General features: G+C 71.6%; 17 protein-coding genes and 1 riboswitch. Of the genes, 8 read left to right on the top strand and 9 right to left on the bottom strand.

The window, feature by feature from the left end:
* Nucleotides 1-39 precede the first annotated feature (39 nt).
* A complete protein-coding gene (locus JOE59_RS02215; protein WP_204458757.1) occupies nt 40-972 on the bottom strand; it encodes an aldose 1-epimerase family protein in 933 nt (310 codons plus the stop codon).
* Nucleotides 969-1814, bottom strand: coding sequence for a DeoR/GlpR family DNA-binding transcription regulator (locus JOE59_RS02210; RefSeq protein WP_204458756.1), 846 nt, complete (start codon nt 1812-1814; stop codon nt 969-971). The genes JOE59_RS02215 and JOE59_RS02210 overlap by 4 nt, the downstream gene beginning before the upstream one ends.
* A gap of 140 nt (nt 1815-1954) precedes the next feature.
* On the opposite strand from JOE59_RS02210, the gene galT reads away from it, so the two are divergent.
* Both galT and galK read left to right on the top strand, forming a co-directional pair.
* The gene (galT, locus tag JOE59_RS02205; RefSeq protein ID WP_204463213.1) at nt 1955-3103 is read left to right on the top strand and encodes a galactose-1-phosphate uridylyltransferase; all 1149 of its coding nucleotides are present in this window, start codon (nt 1955-1957) and stop codon (nt 3101-3103) included.
* A complete protein-coding gene (gene galK / locus JOE59_RS02200; protein WP_204458755.1) occupies nt 3100-4266 on the top strand; it encodes a galactokinase in 1167 nt (388 codons plus the stop codon). Before galT ends, galK begins: the two co-directional genes overlap by 4 nt.
* A 42-nt stretch (nt 4267-4308) precedes the next feature.
* Here the strand turns inward: galK and JOE59_RS02195 are convergent, their stop codons facing one another.
* Complete coding sequence (locus tag JOE59_RS02195; protein WP_204458754.1) at nt 4309-4794, bottom strand: YbaK/EbsC family protein; 486 nt, start codon at nt 4792-4794, stop codon at nt 4309-4311.
* 126 nt (nt 4795-4920) lie between these two features.
* Between JOE59_RS02195 and JOE59_RS02190 the strand changes: the two genes are divergently transcribed.
* The 3 genes from JOE59_RS02190 to JOE59_RS02180 all read left to right on the top strand — a co-directional run bounded on the left by JOE59_RS02190 (nt 4921) and on the right by JOE59_RS02180 (nt 7345).
* Complete coding sequence (locus tag JOE59_RS02190) at nt 4921-5418, top strand: hypothetical protein (protein WP_204458753.1); 498 nt, start codon at nt 4921-4923, stop codon at nt 5416-5418.
* Between the two features lie 75 nt (nt 5419-5493).
* Entirely contained in the window at nt 5494-6762 is a 1269-nt protein-coding gene (locus tag JOE59_RS02185) for an APC family permease (protein ID WP_204458752.1), read from the top strand.
* Between the two features lie 46 nt (nt 6763-6808).
* Nucleotides 6809-7345, top strand: coding sequence for a gamma carbonic anhydrase family protein (locus JOE59_RS02180; protein WP_204458751.1), 537 nt, complete (start codon nt 6809-6811; stop codon nt 7343-7345).
* A gap of 62 nt (nt 7346-7407) precedes the next feature.
* Here JOE59_RS02180 and JOE59_RS02175 read toward each other — a convergent pair whose 3' ends face one another.
* The 3 genes from JOE59_RS02175 to JOE59_RS02165 are packed head-to-tail and all read right to left on the bottom strand — an operon-like array spanning nt 7408 to nt 11092.
* Nucleotides 7408-8766: a DUF6716 putative glycosyltransferase gene (locus JOE59_RS02175; RefSeq protein ID WP_204458750.1), complete on the bottom strand. Its 1359-nt coding sequence runs from the start codon at nt 8764-8766 to the stop codon at nt 7408-7410.
* On the bottom strand, nt 8763-9638 hold the full coding sequence (locus tag JOE59_RS02170) for an N-acetylneuraminate synthase family protein (RefSeq protein ID WP_204458749.1): 876 nt from the start codon (nt 9636-9638) through the stop codon (nt 8763-8765). The genes JOE59_RS02175 and JOE59_RS02170 overlap by 4 nt, the downstream gene beginning before the upstream one ends.
* A gap of 14 nt (nt 9639-9652) precedes the next feature.
* The gene (locus tag JOE59_RS02165; RefSeq protein ID WP_204458748.1) at nt 9653-11092 is read right to left on the bottom strand and encodes an acylneuraminate cytidylyltransferase; all 1440 of its coding nucleotides are present in this window, start codon (nt 11090-11092) and stop codon (nt 9653-9655) included.
* Between the two features lie 356 nt (nt 11093-11448).
* Here JOE59_RS02165 and JOE59_RS02160 point away from each other — a divergent pair, with 356 nt between their 5' ends.
* On the top strand, nt 11449-11823 hold the full coding sequence (locus JOE59_RS02160; RefSeq protein WP_204458747.1) for a hypothetical protein: 375 nt from the start codon (nt 11449-11451) through the stop codon (nt 11821-11823).
* Between the two features lie 119 nt (nt 11824-11942).
* On the opposite strand, the gene JOE59_RS02155 is transcribed toward JOE59_RS02160, so the two are convergent.
* The 3 genes from JOE59_RS02155 to JOE59_RS02145 form a co-directional block, all read right to left on the bottom strand.
* The gene (locus JOE59_RS02155) at nt 11943-12827 is read right to left on the bottom strand and encodes a bifunctional methylenetetrahydrofolate dehydrogenase/methenyltetrahydrofolate cyclohydrolase (RefSeq protein ID WP_204458746.1); all 885 of its coding nucleotides are present in this window, start codon (nt 12825-12827) and stop codon (nt 11943-11945) included.
* Between the two features lie 8 nt (nt 12828-12835).
* Complete coding sequence (glyA, locus tag JOE59_RS02150; RefSeq protein WP_275581110.1) at nt 12836-14110, bottom strand: serine hydroxymethyltransferase; 1275 nt, start codon at nt 14108-14110, stop codon at nt 12836-12838.
* 68 nt (nt 14111-14178) lie between these two features.
* Nucleotides 14179-14259, bottom strand: a riboswitch (ZMP/ZTP riboswitch).
* 46 nt (nt 14260-14305) lie between these two features.
* A complete protein-coding gene (locus JOE59_RS02145; RefSeq protein WP_204458745.1) occupies nt 14306-15499 on the bottom strand; it encodes a hypothetical protein in 1194 nt (397 codons plus the stop codon).
* A gap of 82 nt (nt 15500-15581) precedes the next feature.
* Here JOE59_RS02145 and JOE59_RS02140 point away from each other — a divergent pair, with 82 nt between their 5' ends.
* Nucleotides 15582-17228 carry a beta-N-acetylhexosaminidase gene (locus JOE59_RS02140; protein WP_204458744.1) on the top strand — a complete coding sequence of 549 codons (1647 nt, stop codon included), beginning with the start codon at nt 15582-15584 and terminating at the stop codon, nt 17226-17228.
* A gap of 210 nt (nt 17229-17438) precedes the next feature.
* Nucleotides 17439-18311 (top strand): endonuclease domain-containing protein, encoded by an 873-nt coding sequence (locus tag JOE59_RS02135; RefSeq protein WP_204458743.1) that lies wholly within the window; start codon nt 17439-17441, stop codon nt 18309-18311.
* The last annotated feature ends 13 nt before the right edge of the window (nt 18312-18324 follow it).

Here is an 18324-nt window from a genome sequence, read left to right as displayed (position 1 = left end):
TCTGCTACTCCGCCGATCGCCCTCAGGAGACCGGCTGTGCTACTCCGCCGCGAAGCCCTCGAAGCGGATGCCCCATGAGATCTGCCACTCTTCGCCCGGGTCGAGCCAGCGCAGGCCGCGGCCGGAGTTGAACGCCTCGGCGGGCGCGGTCATGGGTTCGATCGCGACCGCGACGTCGCCGTCTTCGCCGGGGAACGCGGTCGTGGTGTAGACCTGCACGTACTCGAACTCCGAGTCGGCCCAGATCGAGACCGTGCGGCCGTCGGGTGCGGTGAGCGTGTGCAGCACCTGACCGTCTTCGCTCGCGATCTCGCCGAAGGCGTCGTCGAGCGAGACGTCGCCGACGCGGCGGCCCTCGCGGAAGTCCCACTCGGTGCCGTCGACCGGCACCTCACCGGTCGGCAGCAAGCGCTCGTCGACCTCGATGTGGCTCGCGGCGTCGAGGCGCAGCTCGAGGTCGGCCGTCGGCACGCCGCCGATCTTCAGGTACGGGTGGGTGCCGATCGCGACTGGCGCGGGATCGGCGCCGAGGTTCTCCACGTAGTGGGTGACGCGCAGTCCGTCGGGGACGAGTTCGTAGTGCACGGCCGTGCCGAGCAGGAACGGGTAGCCGAGTTGCGGGTACACCGTCGCCGAGAGCGTGACCGAGTCGCGTTCGCGCGAGATCGGCTTGTACTCGGTGTTGCGGAGCAGCCCATGGATGGCGTTGTTCCGCGCCGGCTCGGAGATCACGAGCTGGTGGTCGACGCCGTCGTGGCTCCAGCGACCGTCGCGGATGCGGTTCGGCCACGGCACGAGCACGATGCCGGCCCCTGCGGGAGGCGTCTGGTCTTCTGCGAACGGCGGCACGAGGTCGATGCCGTTGATGCTGAGGGTGCGGATGCCTGCGGCGACGGCGGTGATGGTCGCGCGGATGTCGCCGCTCGACGTCGTCGTCTCGAGCACGAACTGCTCGCCCGTGGGAAGGGTCATGGATCCACTCTAGGGTCTCTGGCGAAGTCCACGGCGAGCCCCGCATCGAGCAGTTCGGCGACGATCGGCGTGGGGGCTGCGGCATCGGTGACGAGCCCGTCGAAGGCGTCGATCGGGGCGATCCTGCCGAGGTGCACCTCGCCGAGCTTCGACCCGTCGGCGACGACGATCGAGCGCGCGGCCGCTCGCATCATGAGGGACTTGACCGATGCCTCGGGCAGGTTGGCGTTCGTGACGCCGTGCGCGGCGTCCACCCCGTTGCAGCCGATGAAGGCGAGGTCGACGTGCACCTCGTCGAGCATCGATCCGGCGAGCGGATGCACGAGCGAGTGCTGCTTCGGTCGCAGCGTGCCGCCGGTGACCACGACCGTGAAGCGCGGGATCTCGGCCTCGAGTTCGAGGGCGATCGACAGGCCGTTCGTGAACACCACCAGATCTTCGAGGTCGGCGCGGGCGCGGAGTGCTCTGGCGATCTGCAGGGTCGTGGTGCCGACGTCGAGGATGATGCTCTGGCCGCTGCGCACGAGCGAGGCGGCGTGTTCGCCGATGAGCCGTTTCGGTTCGACGGATGCCTCGAGCGCCTCTTCGAAGCTCGGTTCGCGTTCGGGGCGCTCGGCGGCGAGCGGCGAGCTGAGCGGCACGGCGCCGCCGTGGACCCGCCGGATGCCCCCCTGCCGCTCGAGGGCGTCGAGGTCGGCGCGTGCGGTGACGGTCGTGACGCCGAACGCGCGCGAGAGTTCGGCGACGCGCACGAAGCCGCGTTCGGCGACGAGGGCGAGGGCGAGTTCGCGGCGCCGCGGCGCGTCGAGGGGCGCGTTCGCGGGCGCGGCGTCGATGGACATACCGGCATCATGCGCGCTCGACCGCGACTTTGCAATACGAAACGCGTTTGTTTGCGAAACGAAAGGCGCGTAGGGTGTGGCGCGTGACCGACTCGAACGACGCCGCCGGCGCGGCATCCGCTGCCCCTGTCGACCCGCGCATCACCGTGACCTCGACGCTGCTCGCCGACGGCCGCGAGCTCATCTACTTCGACGATGCCGACTCGGCGCTGCCCGCCGAGCGCGGGGTCGACGCGCGCGTGCTCGACCCGCGACCGGCGAACGCCGAGATGCGCCAGGACCCGCTCACGGGCGAGTGGATCTCGATCGCCGCCGCCCGCCAGAACCGCGTCTTCCTGCCGCCCGCCGATCTCGATCCGCTCGCCCCGCAGCGGCCCGGCAACCCGTCGGAGATCCCGAGCACCTACGACGTGGCCGTCTTCGAGAACCGCTCGCCGTCGTTCGGCCCCGCACTCGCCGACCCGGATGCCTCGAACGCCGCGACCCTCGCCGACCTCCGCCGGGTGGGGCTCGAGCGCACGCACCCCTCGATCGGCCGGTGCGAGGTCGTCTGCTTCAGCCCCGAGCACGAGGGTTCGTTCGGCACCCAGACCGTCTCGCGCGCGCGCACCGTCATCGAGGCGTGGGCGCAGCGCACCGCCGCACTCTCGGCACTGCCGGGGGTGCAGCAGGTCTTCCCGTTCGAGAACCGCGGCGAGGCGATCGGCGTGACCCTCGGCCACCCGCACGGCCAGATCTACTCCTACCCGTACGTAACGCCCCGCACCGAGCGGCTGCTCGACTCGATCGACGCCTACGGGCCGACGCTCTTCGCCGACCTGCTCGAACGTGAACGCGGCGGCCCGCGCGTCGTGCTCGCCGGCGAGCACTGGACGGCGTTCGTGCCGTTCGCCGCCCGCTGGCCGATCGAGGTGCACCTGCTGCCCCATCGTCATGTGCCCGACCTCGCCGAGACCATGTTGGCCGAGCGCGACGAGCTCGCGGAGCTCTACCTGCGGCTCCTGCGCGGCATCGACCGGCTCTACGACACCCCCACGCCCTACATCGCCGCGTGGCACCAGGCGCCGGTGCACGAGCGCCGGAGCGACGTGCGGCTCATGCTCCAGCTCAGGAGCCCGCGGCGCGGTGCCGACAAGCTGAAGTTCCTCGCCGGCTCCGAGGCGGCGATGGGAGCATGGATCGGCGACGTCACCCCCGAATCCCAGGCAGAGGCACTGCGCGCCGCCATCGCCTCCGACTCCGCCTCCGACTCCGACTCCGACTCCGACTCCGAAGGAACCCGAGCATGACCGACGCCACCGCAGCCGACACCGCCGCCGCAGGCTTCACCGAGCGATACGGGCGCGCCCCCGTCGGCGTCTGGTCGGCGCCCGGGCGCGTGAACCTCATCGGCGAGCACACCGACTACAACGACGGGTTCGTCTTCCCCTTCGCGATCGACCAGCGTGCGAGCGTTGCACTCGGCTCTCGCGACGACCGGCTCATCCGCGTCTCCTCGACCTTCACGCCCGATGCCGTCGAGGTGCACCTCGACGACCTCTCGCCCGAGGCTCTCGACGGGTGGTCGGCCTACCCCCTCGGCGTCGCCTGGGCGCTCGGACAGCTCGGCGCCGACCTCGGGGCCGTGCCCGGCGTCGACCTGCACATCTCGAGCACGGTGCCCGTCGGAGCCGGCCTGTCGTCGTCGGCCGCCATCGAGTGCTCGGTGGCGCTCGCCCTCGACGAGCACTGGAACCTCGGCCTGGATCGGCCGACGCTCGCCAAGGTCGGCCAGCTCGCCGAGAACCGCGTCGTCGGCGCTCCCACCGGGATCCTCGACCAGTCGGCCTCACTGCTCGCCCACGCGGACGCGGCCGTGTTCCTCGACTGCCGCAGCCTCGACGCCGAGGTGATCCCGCTCGGCCTCGCCGCCGACGGCCTCTCGATCCTCGTCATCGACACGAACGTGTCGCACGCGCACGCCACCGGAGGGTACGCCGCCCGACGTGCCTCCTGCGAGGCCGGCGCGGCGGCGCTCGGCGTCGAGTCGCTGCGCGACGTGCACGTCGGCGACCTCGAGCGCGCCGCCACGTTGCTCGACGACGAGACGTTCCGCCGTGTGCGGCACATCGTCACCGAGAACCAGCGGGTGCTCGACACGGTGCGGACCCTCCGCGAGCACGGCGCGGCCGCGATCGGCCCGCTGCTCGACGCCTCGCACGTGTCGATGCGCGATGACTTCGAGATCAGCGTGCCCGAGATCGACCTGGCCGTCAGCACGGCGCAGGCGACCGGTGCGATCGGCGCCCGCATGACGGGCGGCGGCTTCGGCGGTTCTGCGATCGCGCTCATGATCGACGGGCTCGTGCCCGTGATCGAACGCGAGGTGCGCCGCGAGTTCGCCGAGCAGGGCTACCGCGAACCGACGATCTTCGTCGTGCGGCCGAGCGAGGGCGCCCGACGCGACTCCTGAGCGGCGCAGAAGGCGGCTCCGGCTGCGCGAGCGGACACCGCGTCAGCCGCGCGGGGCCTCGACGGCGTGGGGCGTGCCGCCCGTGATGCGCACGAGCTCGTCGAACGAGGTCGGGAAGACCGTCTTCGCGTGGCCCGCCGCAGCCCAGACGGCCGGGTAGACGGCGAGCTGCACGTCGACGACCGTGCGCACCGGAGCAGGATGGCCGAGCGGCGCGACCCCGCCGATCACCTGGCCGGTCGCCTCCTTCACCGTCTCCTTCGAGGCACGACGGATGACGCCGCCGAGCTGCTGCCCGAGCCACTCGGTGTCGACCCGGTGCGACCCAGACGTCAGCACCAGGATCGGCTCGTCGTCGATCGTGAAGACGAGGGAGTTGGCGATCTGGCCGACCTCGACCCCGAGCGCCTCCGCGGCGAGCGGGGCGGTCGTGACGGCATCGTCGAACCAGACGATCTCGGGTGAGAGCCCGTGCCCGGCGAGGGCACTGGCGACTCGGTCGACGGCGGCGTGCGAGGGCGATGACATGCCGAAGATCCTAGCGATCGGTGACGTCGCGGTGCCGACCGCCGATGAAAGCCGGATGAAACCGGCCTGCGAGACGCTCGCTCCGGCGGCGCGATGGCCCGCCACGGGATTCGAGGGGGCACGGGGATGGGGATCGGCATGCAGTGGGCGGCTGCGGTCGTCGCGGGAACCCTTGCGCTGGGCTCGGCGCCGACGCCCGACCGGCACCAGTTCGACGACCCGTGCGAGTCCACGGGCATCGACACCTGCACGATGCGGGCGCTCGACGCGGGCGAGCAGCCGCAGGAGCGCGCTCGGGCGGCGGCACGCGTCGGGGAGGGCGCCTTCGACGTCGCCGCCGAGATCAGGGGCACCCGTGCGAATGAGGGCGTCGCCTACATGGCGGGGCTCGTCGCCGGCGGCGACCTGCTCGTCGTCGGCGATCGTTCGGACGACGGGCATGCCGCGCGCGCCGAGGTCGTCGTCGAGGGTCCTCGCGACATGCGACTCGTCACCCCGGCCACGACCGACGTCCTCACGATCGAGCTCGGCGACGACACCGGGCTCCTCGACGGACGCGCGGTCGTGCTCCGCGTCTGCATCGAGCAGCACGCGTGCTCCCCGTGGGCGCGCGGCACCATGTGACGCATCCGCGGCGATGCGCCCAGGGTGATGCCGCGAGGTTGCCCGCTCGTCACCTGCATGCTCTAGTGTGCGAGCGTGGAACAGCCCTCCCTCGCCCGCCGTCTCGGTCTCCGACAGGCGGTCGCGATCGGCCTCGCCGCGATGATCGGCGCCGGCGTCTTCGCGGTGTTCGCCCCCGCTGCTCAGGCCGCGGGCGCCGGGCTCATGGTCGGGCTCGCGATCGCGGCGTTCGTGGCCCTCGCCAACGCGGGCTCGACGGCACAGCTCGCCGCACGATACCCGGAGTCGGGCGGCGCCTACCGCTACGGCCGCGAGCGCCTCGGCGAGTGGCCCGGGTTCCTCGCCGGCTGGGGATTCGTCATCGGCAAGACCGCGAGCTGCGCCGCCATGGCGATGACCGCCGCCGCCTACCTCGCGCCTCCCGACTGGCAGCGACCACTCGCCGTCGCCGCCGTCGTCGCGATCACCGCCGTCGACCTGCGGGGCATCACCCGCACCGCACGCGTGGCGACCGTCATCGTGATCGGAGTGCTCGGGGTGCTCGCGCTCGTCGTCGCCGCGGGCGCCACGGCGACGTTCGGCGACGCTTCGGGAGGTGCATCAAGCCCCACGGCGATCGACCAGGGCTGGCTCGGCATCCTGCAGTCCGCCGGATTGCTGTTCTTCGCCTTCGCCGGGTACGCGCGCATCGCGACGCTCGGCGAGGAGGTTCGCGAGCCCTCGCGCACGATCCCCCGAGCGATCGGCATCGCATTCGCCGTCGCGGTGCTCGTGTACGCCGGCGTCGGCGCCGCGGCACTCGGCGCCCTCGGGCCGGCGGGGCTCGCGGCATCCGTCGCCCCGCTCGTCGACGTCGTCGAAGCCGCGGGCTGGCAGTGGGCCGCACCCGTCGTTCGCCTCGGCGCGGCGGTGGCGGCGCTCGGGGCGCTGCTCGCCCTGCTCGCGGGCATCGGGCGCACCGCCCTCGCGATGGCGCGCGACAACGAACTGCCGCGACCACTCGCCCGCGTGCATCCCCGGTTCCGCGTGCCGCACGTCGCCGAGATCGCCGTCGCGCTCGTCGTCATCGCGCTCGTCGCCACCGTCGATCTGCGCGGCGCGATCGGCTTCTCCTCGTTCGGCGTGCTCGTGTACTACCTCGTCGCGAACCTCGCGGCGATCACCCAACCGCGGTCGGAACGGCGCGTCCCGCGGGCGCTCTCCGCAGCCGGGGCGATCGGATGCCTCGTGCTCGTCGCGACCCTTCCGCCCGTCTCGATCGTCGCGGGCCTCGTGGTGCTCGCGGTCGGGGCGGCCTACCGTCTCATCACCAGGTCCGCACGGGCCGCACGACCGGGCCGCTGACCATGGGCGGCTCGGGCCGCACGACCGGCGCGCGTAGGCTGTCCGCATGTCTGCAGACCCCTCGGCTCGCGTCCTGACCATCGCCGGCATCGCCGCGCCCGCGCTCGACGAGACGGCGTTCGTCGCCGCAGGGGCCGTGATCGTCGGCGATGTGCGCCTCGCCGCCGGTTCGAGCGTCTGGTACAACGCCGTGCTCCGCGCCGAGGCCGAGCCGATCAGCATCGGCGAGGGGTCGAACCTGCAGGACACGGTCGTCTGCCACGTCGACGCGGGCTACCCCCTGACCGTCGGTCGTGGCGTGTCGGTCGGGCACGGAGCGGTGCTGCACGGCTGCACCGTCGAAGACCACTGTCTCGTCGGCATGAACGCGACCGTGTTGAACGGTGCCGTGATCGGCGCGGGCTCGCTCGTCGCCGCGGGCGCCGTGGTGCTCGAGGGCACGGTCGTGCCGCCGGGCTCGCTCGTCGCCGGGGTGCCGGCCAAGGTGCGCCGCGAGCTCAGCGACATCGAGCGCGCCGGCATCCAGCGCAACGGCGCCGCCTACCTGATCCACGTCGAGGAGCACTCGGCGCCGGTCGACTGAGCAGCTCGACCGCCTCGCTCGGTGCGGCGCTCAGCCGCGTCACGACGAGCCGGTCGTGTTCGTCAGGCCTCGATCGCACCCGCCCGAGGTGCGGCCAGACGGGCACGCACGCGCCGAGCGCGCCGCACGACCCAACGGGTCGGGATCGCCACGACCATCGCGGCGGCTCCCGTGAGCGAACGGTCGTGCTCGCCGAGCATGCGCTTGCGTTCGAAGGCGCGCCGCAGCGCGCCGCCCGAGAGGTTGTGCGCGCGCCTCCGCGGCGGCAGCGCGCCCGCGGCCCGTCGGTCGAGCAGCACCTCGAGCTGCGCGGCCCAATCGTCGTGCTCGTGGCCGTGGAAGTAGTTCTCGGCGAGCCACTCGTCTGCGGGGTGTCGCAGCTCCCAGTCGGCGAGCGCATCGGCCCCGCCGAACAGCCCGCTGCCCTCGAAGACCGTGTTGATGAGCTTCGGCGTGACGCCGAACTCGTCGATCAGCAGGGTCGGCAGGCCCGACGCAACCGCTTCGAGCGCCGCCGTCGAGCTCACGGTCACGAGTCCGGCGGCGTGGGCGAGGTGCTCCGCCATCGGCCCGTCTTCGACGACGAGATTCGGCGGCAGCGATCCGCCGAGGGCCCGGCGCACGTCGAGGTCGTCGAGCAGCTCGGCGTAGTCGAAGGCCTCGGCATGGGTCTGCGCCTCACCGCGACGCGCCCGCACCTTGACGACGACGCGTCGTGAGGGGCGCCGGGCCGCGGCGTCGGCGAGCCACCCGAGCAACCGCACCCGGTCATCGCGTTCGGCGGGTACCTTGGCCTGCGCCGCGAAGACGAGGTCGGAGCCCCGCGCGGCCGCCGGGGCATCCGCCGCCCTGCCGCCCTGCAGGAAGGCGAGCGTCGCGAGCCCGAAGTCGATCGCGATGCCGAGTTCGACCGCGTTCGCGCGGAACGCGCGCACCTCGTGCCGGCTGTGCAGCACGATGAGGTCGACCTGCTCGCGGTACACGATCGCCTTGGGCTCGGCCGGGATCGTCAGGCCGGGGAAGCCGCTCACGAGCACCGGGCGGCCCGGCGCGCGGGCCGCGATCGGTGCGACCACCCGCACGAGCGGGCCGCGCAGCGCGAGCAGCACGGCATCGGGGCGGTGCCCGGCGAGCCGCTCGGGCAGCTCGTCGAGGCGGATCGTGGGCACGGCCGCTGCGGTGAACGCCGTGCCGGCGAGTGCCGCGCGCAACTGCCGAGCACTCGGATGCACGGTCGTCTGCAGCACGACGAGCTCGGCGCTCCAGCCGACGGGCAGTCGCGACGCGAAGGCCGCGCCCCACTTCACGTAGGAGTCGGAATCGGCGACCACGAGAAGTCGGCGACCGGTCGAGGGCGGCGCGCCCGCGGCATCCGCAGCGCCTGCAGCGCCCGCGCCACCCGCGTGATGGCCGTGGCTCACAGCGCGGGAACCCGGCGCAGCTTCGCGCGCGGCGCCTCCTCGCCGGGGAACACGCGCTTCACGCCGTCGCCCATCGCCTCGCCGATCACGCGGATGTCGCGCACGAGGTGCTCGAAGCCGGTCGGCTCGAGCGAGGCCGCCTGGTCGGAACCCCACATCGCCCGGTCGAGCGTGATGTGGCGCTCGACGGCGACGGCGCCGAGGGTGACCGCGGCGAGCGAGATCTGCAGGCCGCGCTCATGACCCGAGTAGCCGATCGGCACGCCGAGGTAGCGGCCGCGCAGCGTCTCGATCGTGCGGAGGTTCGCCTCCTCGGGCGGCATCGGGTAGCTCGAGGTCGCGTGCATGATGACGAGGCGATCGGTGCCGAGCACCTCGACCGCCCGGTCGATCTCCTCGAGCGTCGACATGCCCGTCGAGAGGATCACCGGCTTGCCCGTGCGCGCGATCGCGTCGAGCAGCGCCAGGTCGGTGACCGAGGCGGAGGCGACCTTGTGCGCGACCACGTCGAGGCCCTCGAGGAACTCGACCGACGGCACGTCCCACGGCGACGCGAACCAGTCGATGCCGGCGCGCAGCGCATACGTGGCGATCTCGAGGTACTCGGGCTCGCCGAACTCGACACGGCGCCGGTAGTCGAGGTAGCTCATCGTGCCCCACGGGGTCTCGCGCGGCACGTCGCGCATATGCTCGGGGGTCGCGATCTCGGGGGTGCGCTTCTGGAACTTCACGGCCTGCGCGCCCGCCTCCACCGCGACGTCGATGAGGCGCTTGGCGATCTCGACGTCGCCGTTGTGGTTCAGGCCGATCTCGCCGATGACGTAGACCGGGTACTCGCTGCCGACGTCCGATCGACCGATGCGCACAGACATGTTCACTCCCTCATTCAGGATCGCGCGGTGGCGGGATCGGGGTCGTCGTTCGCCGCGGCGGTGTGGCGCGCGGCGAGGATCAGGTCGGCGAGTTCGCGCACGGCTCCGTGGCCGCCCGTGCTGGTGAGCACGTGACGCGCTGCGTCGAGCGCCTCGGGAGCGGCATCCGGCACGGCGATGGGCCAGCCGACGAGCTCGAGGGCCGGCAGGTCGCCGCGGTCGTTGCCGAGGTACGCGATGCGATCGAGGCGGATGCCGCGGCGCTCCGCCCACTCGCGCAGCACCGCGCCCTTCTCCTCCACGCCCTGCGCGCATTCGACCCCGAGCTTCTCGGCGCGGCGCCCGACGACCGGGTTCTGCTCGGCCGACAGGATCAGCACCGGGATGCCGGCTCTGCGGAGCCGCGCGATGCCGGCGCCGTCGCTGCGGCTCACCCGCACCGACTCGCGGCCGAGCTGGTCGACCATGACGGTGTCGTCGGTGTGCACGCCGTCGAAGTCGGTTACCAGCGCGTCGACGTCGATGTGCGGGGCGAGCGCGCTGTGCGCTCCATGCATCCAGCCTGAGCGAGCGGATGCCGCGAGCGCACGATCGATGCCGGGCGCGAGTGCTCTCGCCCGCTCGAGGTCGGCGAGTTCGTCGATCTCGACGGCGTGGTCGGCGGCGACCTGCTGGACGCCGATGCGACCGAAGAACCGGTGCCCTGCCCCGCGGAACCCGTCGGTCGCGAAGACGTAGAACGCCCCGGTCTCGAGGTACTCGGGCTCGCGGTCCTGACGACGGAGGCGGCGGGATGCCTCGTGGTTCACCCCGACCACGGAGCCCGCGTCGACGTTTTCGCGCCAGAGGAACGCGTGGGTCGGCGCACCCGAGAACACGACGTCGCGCTCGCCGGTGGCGACGCGTTCGATCGCGGCGTCGAGATCAGCCGGGTCGATGAAGGGCGAGGTGGCCTGGATGAACACCGTGACGGCGCGTTCGCGTTCGTCGCTGCGGTCGCCGACCTCGGCGACGCCGCCGCGCGGCTGCGGTGCGAGCAGGCCCAGCGCATCGCGGAGTTCGAGCTCGTCGAGCGCGTGCAGCAGTGCCGACTCGCTCGACGCCATGGATCCCGCGAGCTCGACGGGCCGATCGACGACCGTGGCACCAGCGACTCGAGCGGCGTCGGCGATCGCGTCGTCGTCGGTCGTCACGACGACCCGGTCGATACGATCCGCGGCGAGCGCGGCGCGGACGGCCCTCGCGATGAGCGGCACCCCGCCGACGCGGGCGAGGTTCTTGCCGGGCAACCCGACCGAGCCGCCCCGGGCCGGGATGATCGCGGTCGCACGCGAGACCGTGGCATCCGCTCGATCAGTGCTGGAGCCCACCTCGCGGCCGTCGACCAGCGTCGACGACCCGCTTGCGGACGAGGCGACGGCGCGCAGCGCTTCGACGAGTTCGACCCTGGCCATGGCGCGAAGCTACGCGCGCCAGACGGCCGCCCGGTGCACGCGCGGTGAACACCGGGCGACCGGCAGGTCGACGAGCGGTGCAGTCGCTGCGCCGCTCTCCCCCCTGAACCGGGGGTGCCTTCGATCGTGACGCGGACACTACCGTCGGCAGTGCGACCAGACCGCTGCGCGTGCCAATCGATACTGCTGTGATCGCGGGACTGTCTCGGCCTGTCTCGAAGAGCCCGGAAAGGACGGAACCAGTGATTCGTCCCATTGGCCGTGCAGCCATCGCGGGCGTCGCGACAGCGCTCGTGCTGGGTCTGCTCGCAGCGTGCGGTCCGACCCCTGCCGGTTCCGGCGGGTTGGTCGGGCGGATGATCGGCATCGACGACACCGGATTGCCCGACTATGCAATCGGTGGCGGCGGGCTGGCCGTCCTCCCGATCGAGGTCATGGACGGGCCGTTCTGGGAGGTCACGGGAGAGGAGCCGATCACCGACCCCGATCAGTGGGGAAACGTGGCGACGAAGCTGAGCGAGGCAGACGTCTCACAGCTCGGCGGCACGACTTCTCTGATCGAGGAGGATGGCGATTTCCGAATCATCGCCTCGCCCGGCGAGTACGTCGTCTGCTACTGGCGCGGCACAGTCGGGGGACGAGTCAGCGGCTGCAGTCACCTCGAGTTGCCGCGCGAAGGGGAACTCGTTGCGGCTTGGAACGATGGAGGCTTCGGAATCGCTGCCAAGTAGCAACCAGACTCTTCCGATCGTCCCCACCGCATGCCGTCGCACGGCTCGCGAGAGGCGCCGCCCAGAACCAAGCCCGGACGGCGCCTCACCCTGCCTGCTTGACAGGAACTACGTGCAGATCAGCGGTGCAGTCGCTGCTCGGCGGCCTTGACGACGTTCGCGAGCAGCATCGCGCGGGTCATCGGGCCGACGCCGCCCGGGTTCGGCGACAGGTGGCCGGCGACCTCGGCGACGGCCGGGTCGACATCGCCCGTGAGCTTGCCCTTGCCCGTGTCCTCGTCTTGCACGCGCGTGATGCCGACGTCGAGCACGGCGGCGCCGGGCTTGATCCAGTCGGCCTGCACGAGGTGCGGCACGCCGACGGCGGCCACGACGATGTCGGCACGGCGCACCTCGGCAGCGAGATCCTCGGTGCGCGAGTGCGTGAGCGTGACGGTGGCGTCGAGGCCCTTGCGGGTGAACAGCAGGCCGAGCGGGCGGCCGACCGTGAGACCTCGACCGATGACCGTGACGTGACGCCCCCGGATCGGCACGTCGTAGCGGCGCAGCATCTCGACGATGCCGGCAGGCGTGCACGGCAGCGGCGACTGCAGTTCGCCCTCGATGCCGAGCACGAGCCGGCCGAGGTTCGTCGGGTGCAGTCCGTCGGCGTCCTTGTCGGGGTCGATGAGTTCGAGCATCGCGTTCTCGTCGTGGCCCGCGGGCAACGGCAGCTGCACGATGTAGCCGGTGACCTGAGATGCGGTGTTGAGGTCGCGGATCGCGGCGCGCACATCGGCCGTGGTGGCCGAGGCGGGCAGGTCGATGCGGATCGACTCGATGCCCACCTCGGCGCAATCGCGGTGCTTGCCCGCGACGTACGACCGCGAACCCGGGTCGTCGCCCACGAGGAGCGTGCCGAGGCCCGGCACGACGCCGTGCGCCTTCAGCAGCTGGATGCGCGAGGCGAGTTCGGACTTGACGGCCGCCGCGGTGGCGACGCCGTCGAGGGTGATCGCGGTCATGGGATTCCCTACTGCGCGAGGCCCGGGTACAGCGGGAACGCCGCCGTGAGGGCTTCGACGCGCGAACGGAGCGACGCGACATCCGCTTCGCCCTGGAGCGCGAGCGCGATGATGTCGGCGACCTCGGTGAACTCGGCGTCGCCGAAACCGCGGGTCGCGAGCGCGGGCGTGCCGATGCGCAGGCCCGAGGTGACCATCGGCGGGCGCGGGTCGAACGGCACCGAGTTGCGGTTCACGGTGATGAGCGCCGCGTGCAGGAGGTCTTCGGCCTGCTGGCCGTCGATCTTCGAGTTGCGGAGGTCGGCGAGCACCAGGTGCACGTCGGTGCCGCCCGTCAGCACGTCGACGCCCGCTGCACGCGAGTCGTCGGCCGTGAGGCGGGCCGCGAGGATCTGCGCGCCCCGGATGGTGCGCTCCTGACGGTTCTTGAACTCCTCGGACGCCGCGATCTTGAAGGCCGTGGCCTTCGCCGCGATGACGTGCATGAGCGGGCCGCCCTGCTGGCCCGGGAACACGTTGGAGTTGAGCTTCTTCGCGAGCTCCATGTCGCGCGAGACGATGAAGCCCGAGCGGGGGCCGCCGATCGTCTTGTGCACGGTCGACGAGACGACGTCGGCGTAGGGCACGGGGCTCGGGTGCAGGCCGGCGGCCACGAGGCCGGCGAAGTGCGCCATGTCGACCCAGAGCTTCGCGCCGACCTCGTCGGCGATCGCGCGGAACGCGGCGAAGTCGAGGTGACGGGGGTAGGCCGACCAGCCGGCGATGATGACCTGCGGCTTGTGCTCGAGGGCCTTGTCGCGCACGACGTTCATGTCGACGAGGAAGGTCTCGGGGTCGACGCCGTACGAGACGGCGTTGTAGAGCTTGCCCGAGAAGTTCAGCTTCATGCCGTGCGTGAGGTGGCCGCCGTGCGCGAGCTCGAGGCCGAGGATGGTGTCGCCCGGGGTGGCGATCGCGGAGAGCACGGCCGCGTTCGCGGTCGCACCCGAGTGCGGCTGCACGTTGGCGTACTCGGCGCCGAAGAGCGACTTCGCCCGCTCGATCGCGAGCGACTCGGCGACATCGACGTACTCGCAGCCGCCGTAGTAGCGGCGACCGGGGTAGCCCTCGGCGTACTTGTTGGTGAGCACACTGCCCTGCGACTGCAGCACGGAGACGGGAACGAAGTTCTCGCTCGCGATCATCTCGAGGTAGTCGCGCTGGCGACCGAGTTCGAGCTCGAGAACTTCGGCGATCTCGGGGTCGACTTCGGAAAGCGGCGCATTGAAAACGGACTCGGCCAAGACTGGCTCCTTCATGACAAACGGACCTACGTGGGGTGCTGCCTCGCGCGCGCCAGCGCCGAGGTATGCGTACCGGCCCAGGCGTGCGGTCGGTCCGTGCCAGTCGCTCCCCGATGGTATCCATCTCAACGCCAGTCGCGACCCTCGAAGCTTAGCAATGGATGCGCCTCGGTGCCGACGGGTCGGTGAACGGGTTCAGCGTCCGGTCAGCCGGGTCACGAAGATCCACCAGACGATCACACCGACGACGCCCGCGACGCTCGCCCACCGGATGCCGCCGCGCAGGCGCTTGCCGCCGGGTGCGATCGTCGGCTCGCCCGGGCGTGGCGGCGCCGCCTGACCGAGGAATGCAGCGGATGCGTCGGGCGAGACGGATGCCTCGGCCGCGCCTGGCAGCGCGGGCCCGCCCGGCAGCTCGGGCGCCCCGCCGGCCGCTCGCTCGTCCGTGTACCGCTGCGTTCGCGAGAGCACCTTCGCCCCGACCAGGTCGGCGGCGCGGAGCGCCCGGCGCCACGCTCCCACGTCGGCGGAGTCGATGGGATCGGGGGCATAGAGGAAGAGCCAGCGATCGACGAGCTCGACGTCCCACCCCGCGGCCTCGTCGATCAGGAGCGCCATGAGGTCGGGGGTGAAGACGTAGAGGGCGTCGCGCTCGTACTCGCCCGGCGCGTACAGCGTGAAGTGCCGGTCGAAGTCGCCCTCGAGGCTCAGCACCTGGCTCCGTGCGAATGCCGCGGGCAGGCTGCTGAACACGCGGTCGTTCGCCCGGGCGTCGAGCAGCATGTGCGGCACCGGCCGGTCGAGCGCGACGGCGATGTATCCCCACGACGACACGCGCTCGTCGTCGCCGCTGCCCGTCGTGTACCGGTACGAGCCGAGTTCGACGAACCGGCCGCTCGTCGACCGCAGCAGTTCGTAGCTCGTCCGGTTCCTCCCGAGGCCGAACACGGTGCCCGGGTAGGGCGGACCCGGCGAGGTCACCGCGAAGTCGAACCCGTTCGCCGCTGCGAAGCGGTCGAGGCGGTACCAGCGCTGCCAGTCGCTGCCCCGCCGCACCCGCCGCACGATCGCGACGACGACGAGCACGAGCGCCGCGAGCACGAACAGCGGGAAGAGGAGCAGCACGACCGGCACGTCGCTGAACGCGCCCCCGACCGAGGAGAGGAACAGGCTGACGAACACGGTGCCGATGATCGCGAACACGAAGAACACGACGACCACGATCACCACGCCGAACACCGTGGTGATCGTCTGGGCCCCCGTCATCGCGTGCTGCGAGCCGGACGCCTTCGTCGCCTGCCGGTACGCGCGCACCGCGGCGGGGTCGACCGGCGCTTCGAGCGCGGTGAAGTCCAAGCGGTCGTGCGGCACGGGAAGGGCGCTCGTCATTCGCACGAGCGTACTGCCGCTCGGCGGCGATTCATGCGACGATACGAGTTAGGACTCCTTACTTCCCAACGATCGAGGACGCATGCGACGTCGCATCCGCACCACCTCCACCACCGTCAGCCTGGTCACCGCCAGCCTGGTCGCCGCCGCGCTCGCGCTCGGCGGCTGCACCGCCACACCAGAGAACGGAGACGCCGTGACCGGCATCATCCCGGCCCCCGTCGAGTTCGAGCTCACGCACGGCGAGCCGTTCCCCCTCAGCGATGAGACCCGCTTCGTCGCGAGCGGCGACGCCGCCGCGGTGGCGGAGACCTTCGCAGCGCAGGCGCGCATCGCCACCGGGTTCGACCTGCCGGTCGTCGACGGCGAGATCGCGGCATCCGACATCGCACTCGTCATCGATCCCGATGCCGGAACCGGGGAGGAGGCGTACACGCTCGAGAGCGGCACCGACGGCGTCCGCATCGCGGCGCCCTCCGCCGCGGGGCTGTTCCGGGGCACGCAGACCCTGCGCCAGCTGCTGCCAGCCGAGATCGAGCGAGCGGATGCCTCGACGGCGCCCGATGGCGGCTGGACCGTGCCCGCGGCATCCGTCGCCGATGCCCCCAGATTCGCCTACCGCGGCTCGATGCTCGACGTCGCCCGCCACTTCCTCCCGGTGGAGGACGTGCTCGACCACATCGACCGCATCGCCATGCTGAAGCTCAACGTGCTGCACCTCCACCTCACCGACGACCAGGGCTGGCGGCTGCAGATCGACGCGTGGCCCGAACTCACCGGAATCGGCGCATCGACCTCGACCGGCGGCGACGGCGGCGGCTTCTACACGAAGGACGACTATCGACGCATCGTCGACTACGCCGCCGAGCGCTTCGTGACCGTCGTGCCCGAGATCGACCTGCCCGGCCACACCAACGCCGCCCTCAGCGCCTACCCCGAGTTGAACTGCGACGGGGTCGCGCCGCAGCCCTACGAAGGCATCGAGGTCGGCTTCTCGTCGCTGTGCGCGTCGCCCGAACGCGCCGAGGCGACCGACCGGTTCCTCGCCGACGTGCTGGGCGAGGTCGCCGAGATGACGCCCGGACCGTGGCTGCACGTCGGCGGCGACGAGTCGCTCGCGACGTCGGAGGCGGACTACCTCGACCTGGTGCGGCGCATCGCCACCGCCGGAGCCGCGACCGGCAAGACCGTCATCGGCTGGCACGAGATGGGCGCGTCGCGCGCACTGCCGACCGGCACGGTCGGGCAGTACTGGGACTTCGTCGCACCGCGCGACGATGCGGCCGAGCTCACGACCTCGTTCGTGGAACAGGGCGGGAGCGTCATCCTCTCCCCCGCCGATGTCGCCTACCTCGACATGAAGTACCCCGACGACCCCGACGGCCCCGACGGCGGCAAGCTCGGGCAGGTGTGGGCCGACGGTCCGACGACGCTCGAGGAGGCCTACGGCTGGGAGCCGACGTCCATCGTGCCCGGCCTCGCCGAGGGCGACATCCTCGGCGTCGAGGCGCCCGTGTGGACCGAGACCCTCGGCACCGCGGACGAGCTCGAGTTCATGGTGTTCCCACGCATCACGGCGATCGCCGAGATCGCCTGGTCGCCGGCGCCAGACGAGGGCGCTGCACGCGATGCATCCGACTTCACTGCGCGGCTCGCTTCGCTCGGCACGCACCTCGACGCCCTCGGCATCGACTACCGCAAAGTCGACGGGGTGCCCTGGCGCGAGTAGCTCACCCGCTCGCCGCCCTGCCCTGTTGCGTCGATCGCCGGCTGCCAGGAGATCGTGCGCGAGTCAGGACGGTTCCCGCGATCGCGTCCTGCGCAGCTGACGGTCGCCTGAACACGGCGACCTCTCCTGCACCACCTGCCCCACCAGGACCTCGTCCACATAGGTCGTCGAGTCCGAGCCGCATGCGGCTCGATGGGCGAGGCTCGAGGAATGGACCTCGCTGAATGGGTCGCCGGGAGCAACGACATCCGTCATGTCGACGACGCCCTCCGCGACGGATTCACTCGCTACGCGATCCGCACGGCTGTCGCCTCCGGAGAGGTCCGGCGGGTGAGACGGTGGCTCGTTCGTCCGACGGCGCCGCCGCGCCTGATCCGTGCTGCACAGGTGGGCGGAAGAGTCGCGTGCGTGTCTGCGGCTCAGCATCATGGGCTCTGGACGATCGACGACGGACGACTGCACCTTGCCGTCTCGCCCAACGCCTCACGGTTCGATGCCGGAGCCGCGATCGTTCATTGGAACGCCGGGCCGGTCGCCCCGCACCGGTACGAACTCGTCGAGCCGGTCGTCAACGCCCTCGTGCACCTCGCCGATTGCCGACCGTTCGATCAGGCGCTCGCGACCTGGGAGTCCGCCCTTCGCAGCGGCCGTGTCGCATCCGACCACCTCGACCGACTCCCGCTGCGCAGCGCCGCAGCTCGTCGGGTCAGGTCCGGCGCGTCGATGCTCTCGGACTCCGGCATCGAGACGATCCCGGTCGCGCGTCTCCGTCGCCTCGGCATCCGTGTACGACAGCAAGTGATGATCGACGGCCACCCGGTGGACGGGCTCATCGGCGATCGACTCGTGTATCAGGTCGACGGGTACGAGTTCCACAGCTCGGCCGAACAACGACGGCGCGACATCGCACAAGACCGTCGGCTGACCCTCATGGGGTACACGGTGGTCCGCATCGACTACAGGCAGGTGCTGTTCGAATGGCAGGAGGTCGAGTCGGAGTTCCGGCATGCGATCGCGATGGGACTCGATCGCGATTCAGGGGTTCGAACCCGACTCAGGCGGCAGCCGAGCCGTTCGTCCTGAGCGATGGACGAAC

The sequence above is a fragment of the Agromyces cerinus genome, from assembly GCF_016907835.1.
GTDB lineage: Bacteria > Actinomycetota > Actinomycetes > Actinomycetales > Microbacteriaceae > Agromyces > Agromyces nitratus.
This window is presented reverse-complemented; position numbering and strand designations above follow the sequence as displayed.